Below are 15,355 nucleotides of genomic sequence, written 5' to 3' on the forward strand. Positions count from 1 at the left end.
CTCGCCACGAGGTGAAACGTTCCAAAAATGATGTGACGGCCGTCTCATGTCAAGAGTTTGGACAAGATCAGCACGCGCTTGACCGTGCCAAGGTGCGCGACCGCACCACCTGACACACGTTCATCGCCGATTGAAACGACACACAATTGAGCTGGACCAGCAGAGCGAGGCGTTTCCCGGAGGGCCGGGCGACGGATCGGGGCGCGAGGTCTCAGTAGGGAATCGCGAAGACGCGGTCGCGGGTCTGGCTCGCGACGCCGTCGGGGAGGACGAGGCGTTTGAGGAAGTCCGTGTCCCCGGTGTCCAGGCACCATTGGAGCAGCGTCGCGCGCAGCCGTTCGCGCAGGGCGTCGTGGCTCTCCTCCACCGCCAGGTTCCGGGTCTCGCCCGGATCGGCACGCAGATCGTGGAGTTGTTCGCGCCAGCGGCCCCAGCTGTAGACCGTGTATTTGTGGCGTGCGGTGATCAGTGAGCGCCCGCGCGTCAGGGGCGGGTCCGGACGTTCGAAGAGCGTCTCGACCACGATGTGGTCGTGGCCGCAGGATACTTCGGGGGCGGCCAGGAGGTTCCTGCCGCGCAGTCCGGGCGGGGCCGGGACGCCCGCGGCGGCGCACAGGGTGGGCAGCAGGTCCAGGCCGACGGAGACCAGCGCGTCGCTCACGCCGCCGCTGCCGCGACCGCCCGGCGGCCGGATGACGAGCGGGACCCTGACGGCTTCCTCGAAGAGCGCGGTCTTCTGGTTCCACGCGTGGGCCGCGTCGCCGTCGCCGTGGTCGCTGGTGAACACCACCAGGGTGTCGTCGGCCGCGCCCGTGGAGTGCAGCGCGTCGAGCACGGTGCCCAGTGCCGCGTCGGCCCGTTCGACCAGGCGGGCGTAGGTGTGGCGGTACCGCCGCCAGTCGTCGGGGGTGTAGCCGGCGGTCCCGTACACCGCGGCCTGGACGGCCTGTTCGTGCCGGACGGCCTCGGGTTCGTAGGGATGCCGGCCGAAGTTCGACGGGAGCGGCGGGGCTCGGCGTACCGGAACCGCGGGCACGTCCCCGTACGGCATGGGCTGGTCCCTGGCGTACTCGCAGACGGTGTGCGGATCGTCGAAGGAGGCGACCAGGGCGAAGGGCCGGTCGCCGGGCACGCGGGAGGTGAGCCAGCGCGCGCAGGCGTCGGCCAGACCGGCGTCGCCGAAGGGGCGCAGCACGGTGAAGCCGTCCTCGGGCGTCGCGCTCGCAGTCCGCGCGTGCCACTTGCCCGCGTAGAGGGTGTCGTAACCGGCGGCCCTGAGCAGGTGGCCGAGGCTGTCGGGACGACGGCCCGGATCGCTGCCGGGGGCGGAGGATGCCGGGGCGTTGCCGTTGACGCCCAGTTCGTGCGGGTACCGCCCGGTCAGCAGGCTGCCGCGCGCCGGGACGCACAGCGGGAAGGTGGTGTAGGCACGGTCGAAACGGGTGCCCTGCGCGGCGAGGCGGTCCACGTGCGGTGTCGAGACATGCCCGGCGCCTGCGCAGCCGAGCATGTGCGCCGCGTGCTGGTCGGTCAGCAGCACGAGGATGTTGGGGCGTTCGGCCCCGGCGGGGGCCTTCATCGCGCGGCGCCACGGGGCGCCTGCCCGTGGTCCTCCGTCTGCTTCCGCGCTCGCGTCGTCCACGCCGCCAGGGCCGACCGGCCCGGCCACGGATCGCCGGTGCGGTCCAGTTCGCCGGTCAGCGCCGCCGCGAGGGCGACCGCCTGGGCGGACCGGTCCACGACGACGTCCGTGCGCTCGTAGGGGTCCGCCGCGAGGTCGAACAGCCGTACCGTGACCGTGCCTTCGGGTCCGTACGCGGCCACCAGCTTGTGCGTGCGGGTGCGCAGGCCGCGGATGTCGGGGTCGCCGGGCCCGGCCGCGGGTCCCAGATACAGCGCGGCCCCTGGCCGTACGGCGGCCCGGTCGCCGGGCGGTGCGAGCAGCGCCCCTGACAGGTCGCGCCCCTGCGTGCCCTCGACGATCGCGTCCGCCACGCCGAGCAGGCCCAGAACGGTGGGCGCGACATCGGGTGAACTCAGCAGCAGGTCGTCGCGGCCGGGCGGGACGTGGCCGGGCCGGGAGACCAGGAACGGCACGCGCATCGACTCCTCGTAGGGCACGTTCTTGTACATCAGACCGTGGCTGCCCAGTTGCATGCCGTGGTCCGAGGTGAACACCACGAATGTGTCGCCGGTCAGCCGGTGCTCGTCCAGGGCGGCGAGCACCCGGCCGATCTGGTGGTCCACGCCGGTGACCGCGGCGTAGTAGGAGGGCGCGGCGCGTGCGGCCTCGGCGGCCTCCGGACGGTCCCAGTCGACGTTCGGCCGGGGCAGCAGGTCCCGTGCTGACCGTGTCGAGTAGCCGTCCAGGTACCGCTGCGGCACCTGGTCGAAGGGCTGGTGCGGCGGGTTGTAGGACAGCACGAGGGCGAACGGCGTGCCGCCGCGGTGGTAGTCGCGTGCCGCGCCGTCGAGGAAGGACAGGGCGACATCGGTCTCGTGCTCGGCCGACCACTGGTCGACCCTGACCGGGGCCTCGCGGGGCGCGTCGCCGGTCCAGTAATGGGGCCGGGCGTGGTCGTCGCAGCAGCCGTGGGAGTACCAGAAGCCGAAGCCGTGCCTGCGGTCGGGCGCGGTGTACGCGTCCCAGACCCGGCCGTCCTCGCGGACGCCTTCCCCGGCCGCCGCGTCCGCCGGCACCGGGGCCTCCAGATGCCACTTGCCGATGTAGCCGAGCGCGTACCCCTCGTCGGCGAGGACGTCCGACCAGCACCGTGTTTCCGGCCGCAGCCCCACGCCGAGTTCGGCGGTCGCGGAGTTGACGTTGAGGTGGACGCCGTTGCCGTACGGGTAGCGTCCGGTCATCAGCATCGCCCGACAGGGGCTGCACACCGGGTAGTTGCTCACCGCCTGCGTCAGCACCCTGGATTTTTCGGCCAGTTCGTCGAGGGCCGGGGTGCGGACCGGGTCCTCGCCCAGGAAGCCGAGGCAGCCGGCCCGCCACTGGTCGGCGATCACCAGGACGAGATTGGGGCGCCGTACGGAACCGTCCTCCCCCGGCGTCATTTGCCCATCCCCAGGGTGAGACCTTCGGTGAGCCGCCGTCCCAGCCAGATGTAGACGACCAGCATGGGCAGGACGACGATGCACAGCCCGGCGAACAGGCCGCCCCAGTCGGCGCCGCTGTACGTCTGCTGCTGCACGAAGGAGATCAGCGCGATCGGCAGCGTGTAGTTGTCGGTGGACTGGAGCAGGGTCAGGGCGAGCAGCGTCTCGTTCCAGTGCGCGATGACCTGGAGAACGAACGCGGTGACGATGCCGCCGCGGGCGACGGGCAGCATGATCCGCCAGAAGGTGGCGGCCGGGGAGACCCCGTCCAGGGCCGCGGCCTCCTCCAACTCCTTCGGCAGCGAGCGGAAGAAGCCGGTCAGCAGGAAGACGGTGAAGGGCAGCGAGACGCCGATGTAGACCAGATTGAGGCCGAGCAGGCTGTCGGTGAGGTAGACGCGGTTGAGCATGACGAACAGCGGGATGAGGATCACCTGCACCGGCACACCGAGGCCGAGCACGAAGAACAGCGTGAGTCCGCGGCTCAGTCGGGTGTCCTGCCGGGACAGGTAGTACCCGGCGGGCGCGGCGACGGCGACGGTCAGCACCGAGGAGATCCCGGTGACCACCACCGAGTTGAACGCCGCCCGCCCGAATCCGCTGACCGTCCAGGCGTGCACGAAATTGTGCGCGGACAGCGAGTGCGGCAGACCCCACGGCGAGGAGAGGATGGACCGGGTGTCGCGGAACGACTGGAGCACCAGCCAGACCAGTCCGGCGACGTTGGCGGCGACGAACAGCCAGGTCACCGCCACGCCCGCGGTGCGCAGCGGGCTGCGTCCGCCGAGCGGTGTCCGGCCGCGCGGCCCGGCCGGCCGTCTGACCTGCAAGAGGGAACTCATGGGGTACGCGCCTTTCAGAACTCGACGGCTTCCCTGCGCATCAGGCGCCGCAACAGCACGACGAGCACGGTGACCAGCAGGAGGGAGAGGATCGCCGACGCCGTGGCCGCCCCGTAGGAGGGCACCGAGTCGCCGGAGAAGGCGGTGGCGTAGGTGTAGACGGCGGAGGTCCAGGTCTTGGTGGGCGGGATGCCGTTGCCGCTGCTGCCGCCGAAGATCCAGACGATCTCGAAGATCTTCACCGAGGAGATCGTCCACAGGACCGCGCAGACTCCGAAGACGTCCCAGGTCAGCGGGAGGACGACGTAGCGGAGCCGCTGGAGGGCGCCGGCGCCGGCCAGCGCGCAGTCCTCGTAGTAGCTGACCGGGATGCGGTCGACACCGGCCATCAGGATGGTGGTGAAGTAACCGGTCGTCATCCAGGTCATCGTGACCATGATGAGCGGGAACATGTTGTCCTGGGACAGCCACTGCGGCGGGGAGTGGATGCCGAGGTGGGCGAGCAGGGAGTTGGCCAGACCGTCGGGGTTGAAGATGAATCCGACCAGGACTCCGTAGACCAGGGCGTTGACCAGGTGCGGGAAGAAGATGATCGACCGGACGACCTTGCGGCCCGCCATGTCCCGCAGGATCAGGGTCAGGGCGAAGCTGATCGCGAAGACCGCGATGCCGACGAGGAAGAGCAGCTTGAGGGTGTTGCCGAGCGACTCCATGAACAGGTCGTCGTGGAGGAGCCGGGTGTAGTTGCGCAGTCCCGCCCAGGTCATGGGCCCGGAGCCGGCCCAGTTGTGCAGGCTGATCCAGACCGCGCCGCCGATCGGCGCCACGAAGACCACGGTGTAGAGCAGCAGGGCCGGGCCGACGAACGGCACGAAGAGCCGCCGTCGCTGCCGGGCGAGCGTTCCGCCCGCCGCGGTGCCGCCCGGACGGGCCCGCTCGGGCCGCACCGGTCCTGGCTCCTGGCCGGTCGCGGAGTCGGCGGCCGGGCCGGTGTCGGGACCGGCCGGTGCGGTCCTGATCACTGCGGCTGGTCCTTCCAGTACGTGGCCTGGGCCCCCTGCATCTGGTGCACGAACTCCTCGGCGGAGATCTTGCCGAAGAAGAGTTCGTCGTCCTTGGCCCAGAACAGCTTCTCGTTGTAGCCGGGGAAGGCCACGCCGTCGTTCTGCTGGTGGAAGGAGTCCGCCTGGTCCAGTGCCTTCTTCACGTCGGCCATCTCGGGCGAGGTGGCCGCGTCCGCGCGGACCGGGATGACCTTGGCCTGCCGGCCCATCGCGTCCTGGTACTTCTTGCCGAGCAGGAAGGCGGCGAACCGCTGCGCGTCCTTGGCGTCGTCGGCCTTCTTCGGTACGGCGAAGCCCACGAAGTCGGCGCGCATGCTGGAGTGACCGGCGGCGGTGACCGGGAAGGGGAAGGCCGCGTACGCGAAGCCCTTGGCCGCGTAGGTGGCGGACTCGGTGGGCAGCCACGAGCCGTTGAACATCAGCTCGGCCTTGCCGTTCGCCCACTTCTGCTGCTCGGCGGGCCACTTGCTCGCCTTGTAGCCGTCGATCAGGTAGCCGCCGCGGACGAGTTGCTCGACCTTCTTGGCGGCGTCCAGCACGGCCGGGTCGAGCCACGCCTTGCCGGTCCGGTCGGAGGCGACCTTCTTGAGCCCGCCGGGTCCGAGGTTGCGGACGATCAGGGTGGACAGGAACGCGGCGTTGTAGCCGGTCACGTCGCCGTCCGCGGCGAGCGGGGTCCGGCCGTCCTTCTTGATCCGGTCGAGCAGGGCGATGAACTCGTCCCAGGTACGGGGCGGTTCGCGTCTCAGCTCGGGGTGGGCCGCGGCGTCGTACCAGACGGCGTCGGAGGTGATGCTGTACGGCACCATCCAGGGCCGGCCCGCCGCGTCGTCGATGTCGATGGTCTTGAGGTACTTGGCCGGGATCAGCTTGCCCGCGGTGGAGCCGTCGACCTCGGTGTCGAAGGCCGAGGTCAGGCCGAGCGACTGCTGGGTGGCCACCAGCGCGGGGACGAGCTTCACATAGGGACCGTCGACCAGGTCGGGCACATTGTTGGTGTTCAGCGCGGGCACCAGCTTCTGCAGGTTGTTCCGCCCCTGCCACTGGACCTTGACCTTGATGCCGGTCTGCTTCTCGAAGTCGGTGACGGCCAGGGCGAGCACCTTCTGCTGCGGCTCGCCCTCCTTCCACATCGACCAGTAGGTGAACTGCCGGGACGAGCCCGACGAGGAGGTGGCGCCCGAGCACGCCGTCGCGGCGCACAGGAGGACGCCCACGGCGCCCAGCGCGACCGGGAGCTGCCAGCGATGACCTGAGATATGCGTGCCCATACTTCCCGCCTCTGGATGAGGGCAGTGGATGACTGCTCTGTGCGGCCCACTGTCACGAGCGCGGAAGAGAGCATTCAAGACGTATTGCGTCCCGAATCCGCTTGGTAGTCGGCGGATGCTCCGCCGTCACCGGAGAAGTCCGCCGGTCCGTCATGAAGCCGTCCCTGATTAGTCCTTTATTGCTCTCCTGCCGGGCGCGACAATCGGAGCGGACCACGCTCGGCGACACTCCAGCAGAGGGACGACATGGCCGATTCATCCCGTTCCGGTGGCAGCCGCCGCAGGACCGGCTCGGTGCGGGACACCGCCGCGCGCAACCTCAAGTTCCAGTCGCTCGCGGCGGAACTGCGCCGCGGCATCCTGGCCGGCGACTGGCCCACCGGCGCGAAGCTGCCGACCGAGAGCGGGCTGTCCCAGGAGACCGGCCTGTCGCTGACCACGGTGCGGCGCGCCTTCGACCTGCTGGTCGAAGAGGGTCTGGTGGTACGGCGGCAGGGCTCGGGCAGCTTCGTGGCGAGCCCCCGGCAGCAGGCGCCGCGCACCCGGCGGACCGTGGGCGTGCTCGTCCCCGACACCAAGCTGTACTACCCCCGGGTGCTCCAGGGCATCGAGGAGGCGCTGTCCGCGGCCGGTGTCGGCCTGCAACTCGCCACGTACCACTACGACCGCGCCGAGGAGGACCGCGACCTGGGCTTCCTGCTGGAATCCGGCGTCGACGGGCTGCTGCTGGTACCCACCTTGACCGGAATCGAGGACCCCGGGGTCCGGGCCGGTGAGCTGATGTCGCTGCCGGTGCCCGCGGTCCTGCTGGAGCGCCGCCTCATCGACGCGGGTCCCGGTGACCGTACCGAGCACGTCTGCTCCGACCATCTGGGCGGCGCGTACGACGCGGTGCTGCATCTGCACCGGCTGGGGCACGAGCGGATCGCGCTGATCACCCGCAGCCGCAATCCGACCGGGGTCGCCGTCGCACTGGGTTTCCGGCGGGCGATGGACGACCTCGGGCTGTCGGGGAGCTTCCGCCACGAAGCCGAGAAGGCGCAGTGGACCGCCGCGCTGGCGGACCGGATGATCGCCGACCTGATGGAGTCCAGGACGACCGCGGCCCTGGTCTTCGGCGACCGGGAGGCGATTTTGCTGGAGGCCGCCGCCCGACGTCACGGCACGCAGATCCCGGGGCAGTTGGCCCTGGTCTCGTACGACGACGAGACCGCGGACATAGCGGAGGTGCCGCTCACCGCGGTCTCCCCGCCGAAGTACCGGGTCGGCCGGATGGCGGCCGAGGTGCTGCTGCGCCGGCTCTCCGAGGGCGACGCCTGTCCCCTGCACCAAGTGCTGCTCCGCCCGCGGATCGTCGTGCGCGCCTCCTGCGGGGCCGCCGCGCTCCACGCGGAGCCGCGACCGCTCCCCGAGATGTCCTGAATCCCACCGACAAGGAGTTCCATGCGTATCGGACTGATCGGCGCGGGCGCGGTCGCGGACCTGCACGCCCTGGCCGCGGACCGGATCGCGGACACCCGCCTGACGGCGGTCTGTGACCTGGAGGAATCGGCGGCCCGCCGGGTCGCCGCCCCGCACGGGGCCGCGACCTTCACCGACTACCGCGACCTGCTCGCCTGCCGCTCGGTCGACGCGGTCATCGTCAACACCCCGCACGCGCTCCACAGCCGGATGGTCCTGGACGCCGCCGCGCACGGCCTGCATGTGCTGGTGGAGAAGCCAATGGCCACCACCCTCGACGACTGCGACGCGATGGCCGCGGCCTGCGCTCAGGCCGGGGTCACCCTGGCCGTCGGGCACATCCAGCACTTCCTGCCCGACAAGTGCGCCGCCGAGCGGGCGATCGCCGACGGTGTGCTGGGCGCGCCGCTGGCCGTGCACGACTACCGCAGCACGGACTACCGGCCCGGCACCCGCTCCCCCTGGTTCTTCTCCCGTGAACTGGCGGGCGGCGGCGCGCTGATGAACATCGGCGCCCACTGCCTGGACCGGTCGGTCTGGCTGGGCGGCGCGCCCGCGGTCTCGCTGACCGCGGCCGTCACCGAGCGGTTCGGCGCGCCCGTCGAGACCGACGGCACCGTCGCGCTGCGGCTCGCCAACGGCGGGCTGGCCGGTGTCTCGGTGATCTCCGACCCGCCCCACAAGGTCGACGAGCTGACCGTGGTGTGCGAACGCGGTTCGGTGGTCGCCGACCCGCGGGCGGGAACGTTTCTGCGCATCGACGGCCGCACCCGGCAGATCCACACCCCAAGTGGTACCGACATCCCGGACGCCTTCCGCGAGCAGCTCGCCGACTTCGTCGCGGCCGTCGGCGGCGCCGCCCCCCGGGTCACCCCGGAACACGGCCGCCACATCGTGGAACTCGTCCTGGCGTCGTACACCTCGGCCGCGACCGGAGAGCCGGTCGGAGTGGGCGCCGCGCAGAGCGTCTGACGCCGACGCCCGAAAGGGCCGGTGCCCGGGAGGAAACCCCCGGCACCGGCCCTTTCCGTCGCCCGCTCATCCGCCACCCGGCGCCTTCACGCGGACCGCAACCGGATCTGTACCCCCAGGCCGAGGTGGCACCGGACGTCCACCGAGGTCAGGCCGCCGTGCACGGCGGTGCGGACCTCGGTGTGGGGCTCGGCGGTCCGCCAGGCGCCACGCAGGACCAGCCGCAGCCGGTGGGTGCCGCCCCGGCTGTCCCGCCAGGGCCTGGAGAACGGGCTGAGCACACCGACGAACGCGCCGTTCCGGTCGTACTGGTCCCGGTCCCGGCCCTCGTACAGGCGCAGGTCGGGATCGGTGACGGACAGCACGAGGCCGCCCGAGTCCGGGCGCGCGAGCAGCAGCGAGGGCGTGTCCACCGCCGCGATCGGGCCGCCCGCCGCCAGGGTGCGCTGCGGCTCGAAGACGGCGTACGCGGTGATCCCGGTGGCCCGGTCGTGCACGACGTGCGCGCCGTCGTCATGGCGCAGCACCGAGTACGGCGCGATCGTCGGGTCGGCCATCCGCGCCGCGAACTCCCTCATGTCCTCCGGTGTGGCGTCCACGATCAGGGCGTACGCGTAACGGCCGCCGCGCGGCGCGCTCCCGTGGTCGAGCCACGCGGTGGCGAAGTCGGCAGTACCGGGTGTGCCCGTGCTCTGGTCGGGAGCGGTCTGGGAGGCGCGGGTCAGGGCGAGCCGCTGGCCCGGCGGTATCCAGTAGCCGTTGCCGACCGGGTCGATCAGCCACGTCGGGTCGGACGGCGTGCGGTCGACGGCGTAGGGGAAGTCGGCGACCGCGCCCAGGGCGCTGTGGATCACCGGCTCCGAGGGCTCGGCCAGGTGGCACTGGAAGAGCGTGGTCCGCGTCGGGTGGACGGAGTCGTCGTTGCGGATGCCGGAGCCGAGGGCGATGACCCGCTCGTCGAAGAGGAACACCGATTTGCGTGCCCGGTGCGAGGGGTTGAAGACGGGGTGTTCGCGCAGGTCGATCGCGAAGACGGCGTGCCGGTCGTCGATGGTGCCCGCGCCGCCGAACCGCGACTCGGTGAGCGGCATCTGCTCGATCGCGCCCGCGAGGTTGGACCGCAGCTCTTCGTAGGGCAGGCGGATGGCCGTGGTGCCCGGCCACTGGTTCCAGTCCCAGCCGGGCTGCCGGAATCCGCTGGCGAGGTTGTCGACCGGGTCGCCGCGGCCGAGGACCTGGATCTGGCCGTAGGTGGTGTACCGCCCGTAGAGGTTGTCGGTGGCGTAGATCTCGGTGCTCCACAGGTAGCGGCTGTGGCCGCGGACCGCGACCAGCCAGTTGTCGCGTCGGTGGAGGGCCAGCGCGCTGTGGTTCATCGCCCAACTGCCCGTCGGCGCGGCTTCCGCCGTGACGCCCGCGGCGGCCAACCGCTGGGCCAGCGCCTTCTGCACGGAACTCGGCTTGGCGGGCAGCAGGCGCAGGAACGCCGCGCCCACCTCGGGGTCCAGCTCCCGCGAGCCGTCCGGGGACCCGGCGGTGGTGAGCGACTGGTAGGGCGGCAGGGCGAGCGCGGTCAGACCGGTGGGGTGCCGGGCGGCCAGCGACAGCGGCCAGTCGGAGGCGTTGGCGTAGACGCGCATCCGCAGCAACGCGTCCTTGTAGCGGCCGTGTGCCGCCTCCCCCACCCGGAAGGCGGTGCCGCTGAGGATGTCGACGGTCGGGGCCGACCCCTTGTAGCCGTCGCGGGCGTAGTCCGGGTACATGCCCAGGTGGTGGAAGACGGAGCCGTCGGCCTTGAAGCCGTCCATGATGCCGGGCGAGACGGTCAGGGCGGCGTCCAGCCAGCGCCGCAGCGCGTGCAGGTGCGCCACTTGCCCGGCCGGGGTCGGCATGAGCAGGGCGGTGCCGAGCATGCCCTGGAGGTTGGTGTTGAGGATGTCGAAGATGCCGCCGTAGGACTCGGCGTCGCCGAAGTCCTGGAGCAGTCGGCCGAGTCCGGTGAACCAGGCCAGGTCCTCCCGGACACCGTCCAGCAGCCCCCGCTCGGCCAGGGCGTCACGGATCAGGTGGACGGAGTCGTAGAAACCGCGGAACTGGTAGCCGAGGTGGTGGATCGTGCCCTGGCAGCTCCCCGCCGCCCAGCCCTGTTCGCGGAGGTGGTCCAGGATCCGTACGTACAGATCGGTGAGCCGGGTCCGGTGCGCGTCGTGCGACGCGGCGTCGTACGCGCAGGCGATCTGGTACATCAGGTCGGTGACCTGGCGCAGCGGGCTGCCGGCGACGAACGCGTTGAGCGCGGCGGCGATCCGCGGCGGGTAGATCTCCGTCTGGTAGGAGTCGACGGCCCGGCCCGGCGCCCGCTCGCCGGGGTACGGCACACCGAGGCCGTCGGTCGCGGCGGCCAGCGCCGCCACCGCCGCGTCGTCCACCGTGAGGGACTTGCGCAGGACCGCGTGATAGCGCCGGGTCACCTCGGCGAGCGAGGCGCTCTCCCCCGCTGTGGGCTCGGGTGTCGGCAGCGGGTGCGCGGCGAGCCGGTCGGCGTACGAGAGCAGGGCCAGCCAATGGGCGTTGGCGGCCCGGTCGCCCTCGCGGTTGACGAACGGCACCTGCCGGTCACGGGTGGGATGGTCGGGGCGCAGCTCGGTGTTGACGATGAGCTGGTCGAGGTGGAAGGTGCCCGCGCCGGAGCGCCGGGGCGCGACGAACCGCAGGGTGTCCATGCCCGCGCGCGGCTTTCCCGACAGGTCGTACCCGTAGCGGATCCACACGGTCCGCCAGCCGGTGAAGCCGAGGTGGATGTCGCACCACGCGTCGGCGCGCCGGCCGCGCCCGAACTCCACCCGGAGCACGTCGTCGAGGGCCCGGTCGTTGTGGATCCACACGGCGAAGGTGTCGACCGTCCCCATGGTCGCCTGGTCGTCGCCGTCGCGATACGCGTCGGGTGCGTAGCGCAGCGGGGTACGGATCTCCAGTTCGGCGCCCGGCCGGTAGTCCCAGCGCAGGGAGTGCGGGCCGATCCGGGCGGTGGCGGCGCTGATGCTCACCCGCGAGCCGGGCCCGGTGCGCAGGTGCTCGGGTATCCGGGTCTCGAAGAGGAACACCGGCGGGTCGAGGGCGAGTGCCTGGTCCTCGACGGTCGGCGCGTCCGCGGCCTGCCCCGGGGGGCCGGCCGCGGCGCCGTTCGCCGCCGGGCTGTCGGCCGCCGCCGGTGCGGCCGCGACGGGCAGCGCGGCGGCGGCCGATCCGAGTGCGGCGCCGATCAGCGCCTTGCGTCGCGTGAATCCTTGGGCCTGCTCTGGCATGGTCTGTCCTCCGGTACTCCCTCGCCGGGTTCCCGTGAGGGGAGGGGTTCGCCTGCATCACAGCGGCCGGGGACAGAACGATTCAAGAAGGACTGAACGGCGGATGCGGCGGTTGCCACTCGGGGTCGTCGAAGGCGCCGAGCGGGTCCGCGTCCGGAGCGTCGGCGCCGCCCCGTCCGGCGTCCAGCGGCGCGCGCTGCCCGGCTCCGGTGACCGGCAGGCGGCTGCCGTCCCGCGCCGGGTCCCCGTGTTCCGTGAACCACGCGTCGAGCCGGCGCCGCAGGTCGCCGACGCGTTCGCGGTGCGCCGGGTCGGCGACGAGGTTGACGCGCTCGCCCGGATCGGCGGCCAGGTCGTACAGCTCGTGCGGACCGTGCGGGTACCGGTGGACGTACTTCCACTCGGCGGTCCTGATCATCCGGACGGGACCGTACTCGTCGTAGACGACCACGGGCCGGGGCGGCGGCGGCTGGCTCGGCCGGCCGGTCAGCAGCAGTGGCGCGAAGGATCTGCCGGGTCCGGTCTCGAACGGTTCCGCGTCCAGCCCGGCGCACTCCAGCAGCGTGGCGGCGAAGTCGTACGCCGACAGCAGTTCGTGGCGCACCGAGCCCGCGCTGATCCGGCCGGGCTGCGCGATGATCGCCGGGACCTTGACCGAACTGTCGTACATGTTCTGCGGAAAGGTGCCGTTGCCCTTGCCCCAGATGCCGTGGTGGCCGCAGTTGAAGCCGTTGTCGCTGGAGAACACCACCAGCGTGCTGTCGGTGAGGCCCAGGTCCGCGAGGGTCCGCAGGACCTGTCCGACGGCGGTGTCCATGGCGGTGACGGAGGCGAAGTAGCCGACGAGTGCGGCCCGGACGTCGGCCTCGCCGCCGACCGGTACGCCGTCGACCAGCGGCTGCCACGGGTGCGGTTCCTCCTGCGGGCAGGTGTCGAACGCGCAGTCCGCGTAGAGGCGTTCGACCTGCGGCGGGTGCTGGCCCTTCCAGGGCTTGTGCGGGGCGGTGAAGTGCAGCGAGAGGTAGAAGGGCTCTTCCCGTCCGGCCTCGCCGTTCAGGAAGTCCACCGCGTCGTCGGCCAGGACGTCGGTGAGGTATCCGGCGGCCGGTTCCCTCGTGCCGTGCCGGTACATCGGCGCGTCGTGGTAGGCGCTGCCGCCGCTCTCGTGCGCGTACCAGTGCGTGAACCCGGGGCGCGGCCGGTCGTTGGCGCCGAGGTGCCATTTGCCGGACAGGCCCAGCCGGTAGCCGGCGTCGGCGAACTCGTCGGTGAACAGCCGCTGTCCGGCGAGGAAGTCCTGGCCGTCCGGGCCCGCGTGGCCGCCGGAGAGCCAGTCGTGCACGCCGTGGCGGGACGGGATCTGGCCGGTGAAGAGGCTGGCCCTGGCCGGTGAGCAGACCGGGGAAGTGCAGAAGAAGTTCTCCAGCCGGGTGCCGCTCTCGGCGAGCGCGTCGAGGGACGGGGTAAGAATCTCGTCGTTGCCCGCGCAGCCGAGGGCCCAGTGGCCCTGGTCGTCGCTGAGGATGAGCAGGACGTTCGGGCGCCGCGGATCGTGGCTTGCCATGGTGGGTCTCCCTGGTGGGCGGATGGTGAGGTGGGGCGCGGGCGGACGGGCCCAGCGGTCGGGGGCGGGCCGGTGCGGGAGGGCCGGGCCCGGGTGACCGGCCGGTTCAGCCGAGGTCGTCGGCCACGCCGTCGAGGTCCGGTGCGCGGTGGCCGCCGATGTCGGCCGTGTAGCCCATCCAACTGTGGGCGGGGTCGCCGCGGCGCAGCAGTTCTCGGTACAGCCGCCCGGTCAGCTCCCGCCTGACGTCGGCGTACGCCGGGGACCCGTGGACATTGCGCAACTCGTGCGGATCGCGGTCCAGGTCGTACAGCTCGTGCACGCTCTCCGGGTTGTGGACGAGCTTGTACCGGCGGTCCCGGATCATGCGCTGGGAGTACGGGAAGTGGTGGCCGTGGAATTCGGCGACGACCTCGGTCCGGTCCAGGACCGCGCGCGCTCCCCCGGTGTCGCCTGTCAGCAGCGGCAACAGGCTGTCTCCGTCGCAGGGTTCGGAGGCGGGCAGGCCCGCGATGTCCAGCAGAGTGGGGTTGAGGTCGGTGAGCGTGGCGAAGGCGTCCGAGACCTGGGCGGGCCCGCCCGGCACCCGCGCGATGGCGGGGACGCGGTAGATGTCCTCGTACATCGCCGGGCCCTTGTCGTTCAGCCGGTGGCCACCGGTGAACTCGCCGTGGTCCGCGGTGAAGAACACGGCGGTGTCGTCGCCCAGGCCGTACTCCTCCAGGGCGCGCAGAATCCGGCCGATCTGGTGGTCGATCATGGTGACGTAGCCCCAGTAGACGGCGTTCAGCTTGCGCCAGGCGTCCGCGTCGAAGGCGTCGGCCGACCAGTATTCGCTGTAGCGGCGCTGTACGTCGGGCTTGCCCGCGAAGGTCTCGGCCATCGACTCGGGCAGGACGACATCGTCCGGGTCGTAGAGGTCGTAGTAGTGGTCGGGCACGAGATAGGGCAGATGCGGTCCGAACCAGTGGCAGGACAGCATGAACGGCCGCCCTGACGTGCGCCGGCCGGCGGCGTACCGCTCCAGCAGCGCGAGGGTGCGGTCGGTGAGGAACGCCTCGACGGTGGCCTCGACGGGCTGCCGCAGCCGACCCGCGATGAGGTGGCCCCGGCCGACGCCGTTGGCGGCGGTGCCGAAGACGGGGTCGGTCACCGCGAACGGCGGCAGGCCGCGGTCCGCCAGCCATCGCTGGTACGACGGGTGGCGTACGGGGTTGAGCGCGCCGGGCAGGTGCTCGCCGTCCAGGCCGTGGTGCTCGGGGCCGTGCTCGCGGCCGATGTGCCACTTGCCGACGTGGCCGACCTGGTAACCGGCCGCCCGCAGTTGGGGCCAGAGCAGTGGCTGGCTCTCGTTCAGCTCGTCCTGGCCGCCGGCGGCGCGCTCGGGGTTGGCGAGCAGGCCGTGCCGGAACGGGTGCAGGCCGGTGGCCAGCGACGCGCGTGCCGGTGTGCAGATCGCCGTCGGGGTGTAGAACCGGTCGAACCGCGTCCCCCGCGCCGCGAGTCCGTCCAGGGCCGGGGTCTCGACGACGGTGTTGCCGTACGCGCCGAGGGTGTCCACCCGGTGCTGGTCGGTCATCAGAAAAAGGATGTTGTGCGGGCTCACCGGCCGCCGCCCCTCCGCTCCCGCCGCTCGCGGCGCTGTCGTCGCTTGGTCGGCTCCCGTGCACCGTAAGGACGGCCCGGCATTTTGGTCAACCCTCGGGACTAATCACCGGCCGATGGTCCCCGAATCCGGCGAGCACCTCACCGCCGAAGGCACTGACCA

10 protein-coding genes are annotated in these 15,355 nt (G+C 71.7%); 2 read left to right on the forward strand and 8 right to left on the reverse strand.

What is annotated here, in order from left to right; translation table 11 throughout:
- Positions 1 to 211: 211 nt before the first annotated feature.
- The 5 genes from ACFY9V_RS23725 to ACFY9V_RS23745 are packed head-to-tail and all read right to left on the reverse strand — an operon-like array spanning position 212 to position 6,285.
- Positions 212 to 1,579, reverse strand: a complete 1,368-nt coding sequence (locus ACFY9V_RS23725; RefSeq protein WP_391162794.1) for a sulfatase-like hydrolase/transferase — start codon at positions 1,577 to 1,579, stop codon at positions 212 to 214.
- Positions 1,576 to 3,066, reverse strand: a complete 1,491-nt coding sequence (locus tag ACFY9V_RS23730) for a sulfatase-like hydrolase/transferase (protein WP_391162795.1) — start codon at positions 3,064 to 3,066, stop codon at positions 1,576 to 1,578. The genes ACFY9V_RS23725 and ACFY9V_RS23730 overlap by 4 nt, the downstream gene beginning before the upstream one ends.
- The gene (locus ACFY9V_RS23735) at positions 3,063 to 3,950 is read right to left on the reverse strand and encodes a carbohydrate ABC transporter permease (protein ID WP_355335253.1); all 888 of its coding nucleotides are present in this window, start codon (positions 3,948 to 3,950) and stop codon (positions 3,063 to 3,065) included. Before ACFY9V_RS23735 ends, ACFY9V_RS23730 begins: the two co-directional genes overlap by 4 nt.
- Before the next feature lie 14 nt (positions 3,951 to 3,964).
- Positions 3,965 to 4,972: an ABC transporter permease subunit gene (locus tag ACFY9V_RS23740; protein ID WP_391162796.1), complete on the reverse strand. Its 1,008-nt coding sequence runs from the start codon at positions 4,970 to 4,972 to the stop codon at positions 3,965 to 3,967.
- Entirely contained in the window at positions 4,969 to 6,285 is a 1,317-nt protein-coding gene (locus ACFY9V_RS23745; RefSeq protein WP_355335257.1) for an extracellular solute-binding protein, read from the reverse strand. Before ACFY9V_RS23745 ends, ACFY9V_RS23740 begins: the two co-directional genes overlap by 4 nt.
- A gap of 246 nt (positions 6,286 to 6,531) precedes the next feature.
- Between ACFY9V_RS23745 and ACFY9V_RS23750 the strand changes: the two genes are divergently transcribed.
- Together ACFY9V_RS23750 and ACFY9V_RS23755 are read left to right on the forward strand one after the other, a co-directional pair.
- The gene (locus tag ACFY9V_RS23750; protein WP_391162798.1) at positions 6,532 to 7,707 is read left to right on the forward strand and encodes a substrate-binding domain-containing protein; all 1,176 of its coding nucleotides are present in this window, start codon (positions 6,532 to 6,534) and stop codon (positions 7,705 to 7,707) included.
- Positions 7,708 to 7,728: 21 nt separating this feature from the next.
- On the forward strand, positions 7,729 to 8,718 hold the full coding sequence (locus ACFY9V_RS23755; protein ID WP_391162799.1) for a Gfo/Idh/MocA family oxidoreductase: 990 nt from the start codon (positions 7,729 to 7,731) through the stop codon (positions 8,716 to 8,718).
- 86 nt (positions 8,719 to 8,804) lie between these two features.
- Here ACFY9V_RS23755 and ACFY9V_RS23760 read toward each other — a convergent pair whose 3' ends face one another.
- The 3 genes from ACFY9V_RS23760 to ACFY9V_RS23770 form a co-directional block, all read right to left on the reverse strand.
- Positions 8,805 to 12,023 (reverse strand): chondroitinase family polysaccharide lyase, encoded by a 3,219-nt coding sequence (locus tag ACFY9V_RS23760; RefSeq protein ID WP_391162800.1) that lies wholly within the window; start codon positions 12,021 to 12,023, stop codon positions 8,805 to 8,807.
- An 82-nt stretch (positions 12,024 to 12,105) separates the two neighbouring features.
- Positions 12,106 to 13,587, reverse strand: coding sequence for a sulfatase-like hydrolase/transferase (locus ACFY9V_RS23765; protein WP_391162801.1), 1,482 nt, complete (start codon positions 13,585 to 13,587; stop codon positions 12,106 to 12,108).
- A gap of 106 nt (positions 13,588 to 13,693) precedes the next feature.
- Positions 13,694 to 15,193: a sulfatase-like hydrolase/transferase gene (locus tag ACFY9V_RS23770; protein ID WP_391162802.1), complete on the reverse strand. Its 1,500-nt coding sequence runs from the start codon at positions 15,191 to 15,193 to the stop codon at positions 13,694 to 13,696.
- Between the last annotated feature and the right edge of the window lie 162 nt (positions 15,194 to 15,355).

This window comes from Streptomyces sp. NPDC008317, from assembly GCF_042955955.1.
GTDB lineage: Bacteria > Actinomycetota > Actinomycetes > Streptomycetales > Streptomycetaceae > Actinacidiphila.

Excerpts from the sequence above, each read along its gene's own strand:
- ACFY9V_RS23760 (WP_391162800.1), bottom strand. The coding sequence starts at position 12,023 with ATGCCAGAGCAGGCCCAAGGATTCACGCGACGCAAGGCGCTGATCGGC.
- ACFY9V_RS23730 (WP_391162795.1), bottom strand. The coding sequence starts at position 3,066 with ATGACGCCGGGGGAGGACGGTTCCGTACGGCGCCCCAATCTCGTCCTG.
- ACFY9V_RS23745 (WP_355335257.1), bottom strand. The coding sequence starts at position 6,285 with ATGGGCACGCATATCTCAGGTCATCGCTGGCAGCTCCCGGTCGCGCTG.
- ACFY9V_RS23755 (WP_391162799.1), top strand. The coding sequence starts at position 7,729 with ATGCGTATCGGACTGATCGGCGCGGGCGCGGTCGCGGACCTGCACGCC.
- ACFY9V_RS23765 (WP_391162801.1), bottom strand. The coding sequence starts at position 13,587 with ATGGCAAGCCACGATCCGCGGCGCCCGAACGTCCTGCTCATCCTCAGC.
- ACFY9V_RS23735 (WP_355335253.1), bottom strand. The coding sequence starts at position 3,950 with ATGAGTTCCCTCTTGCAGGTCAGACGGCCGGCCGGGCCGCGCGGCCGG.
- ACFY9V_RS23725 (WP_391162794.1), bottom strand. The coding sequence starts at position 1,579 with ATGAAGGCCCCCGCCGGGGCCGAACGCCCCAACATCCTCGTGCTGCTG.
- ACFY9V_RS23750 (WP_391162798.1), top strand. The coding sequence starts at position 6,532 with ATGGCCGATTCATCCCGTTCCGGTGGCAGCCGCCGCAGGACCGGCTCG.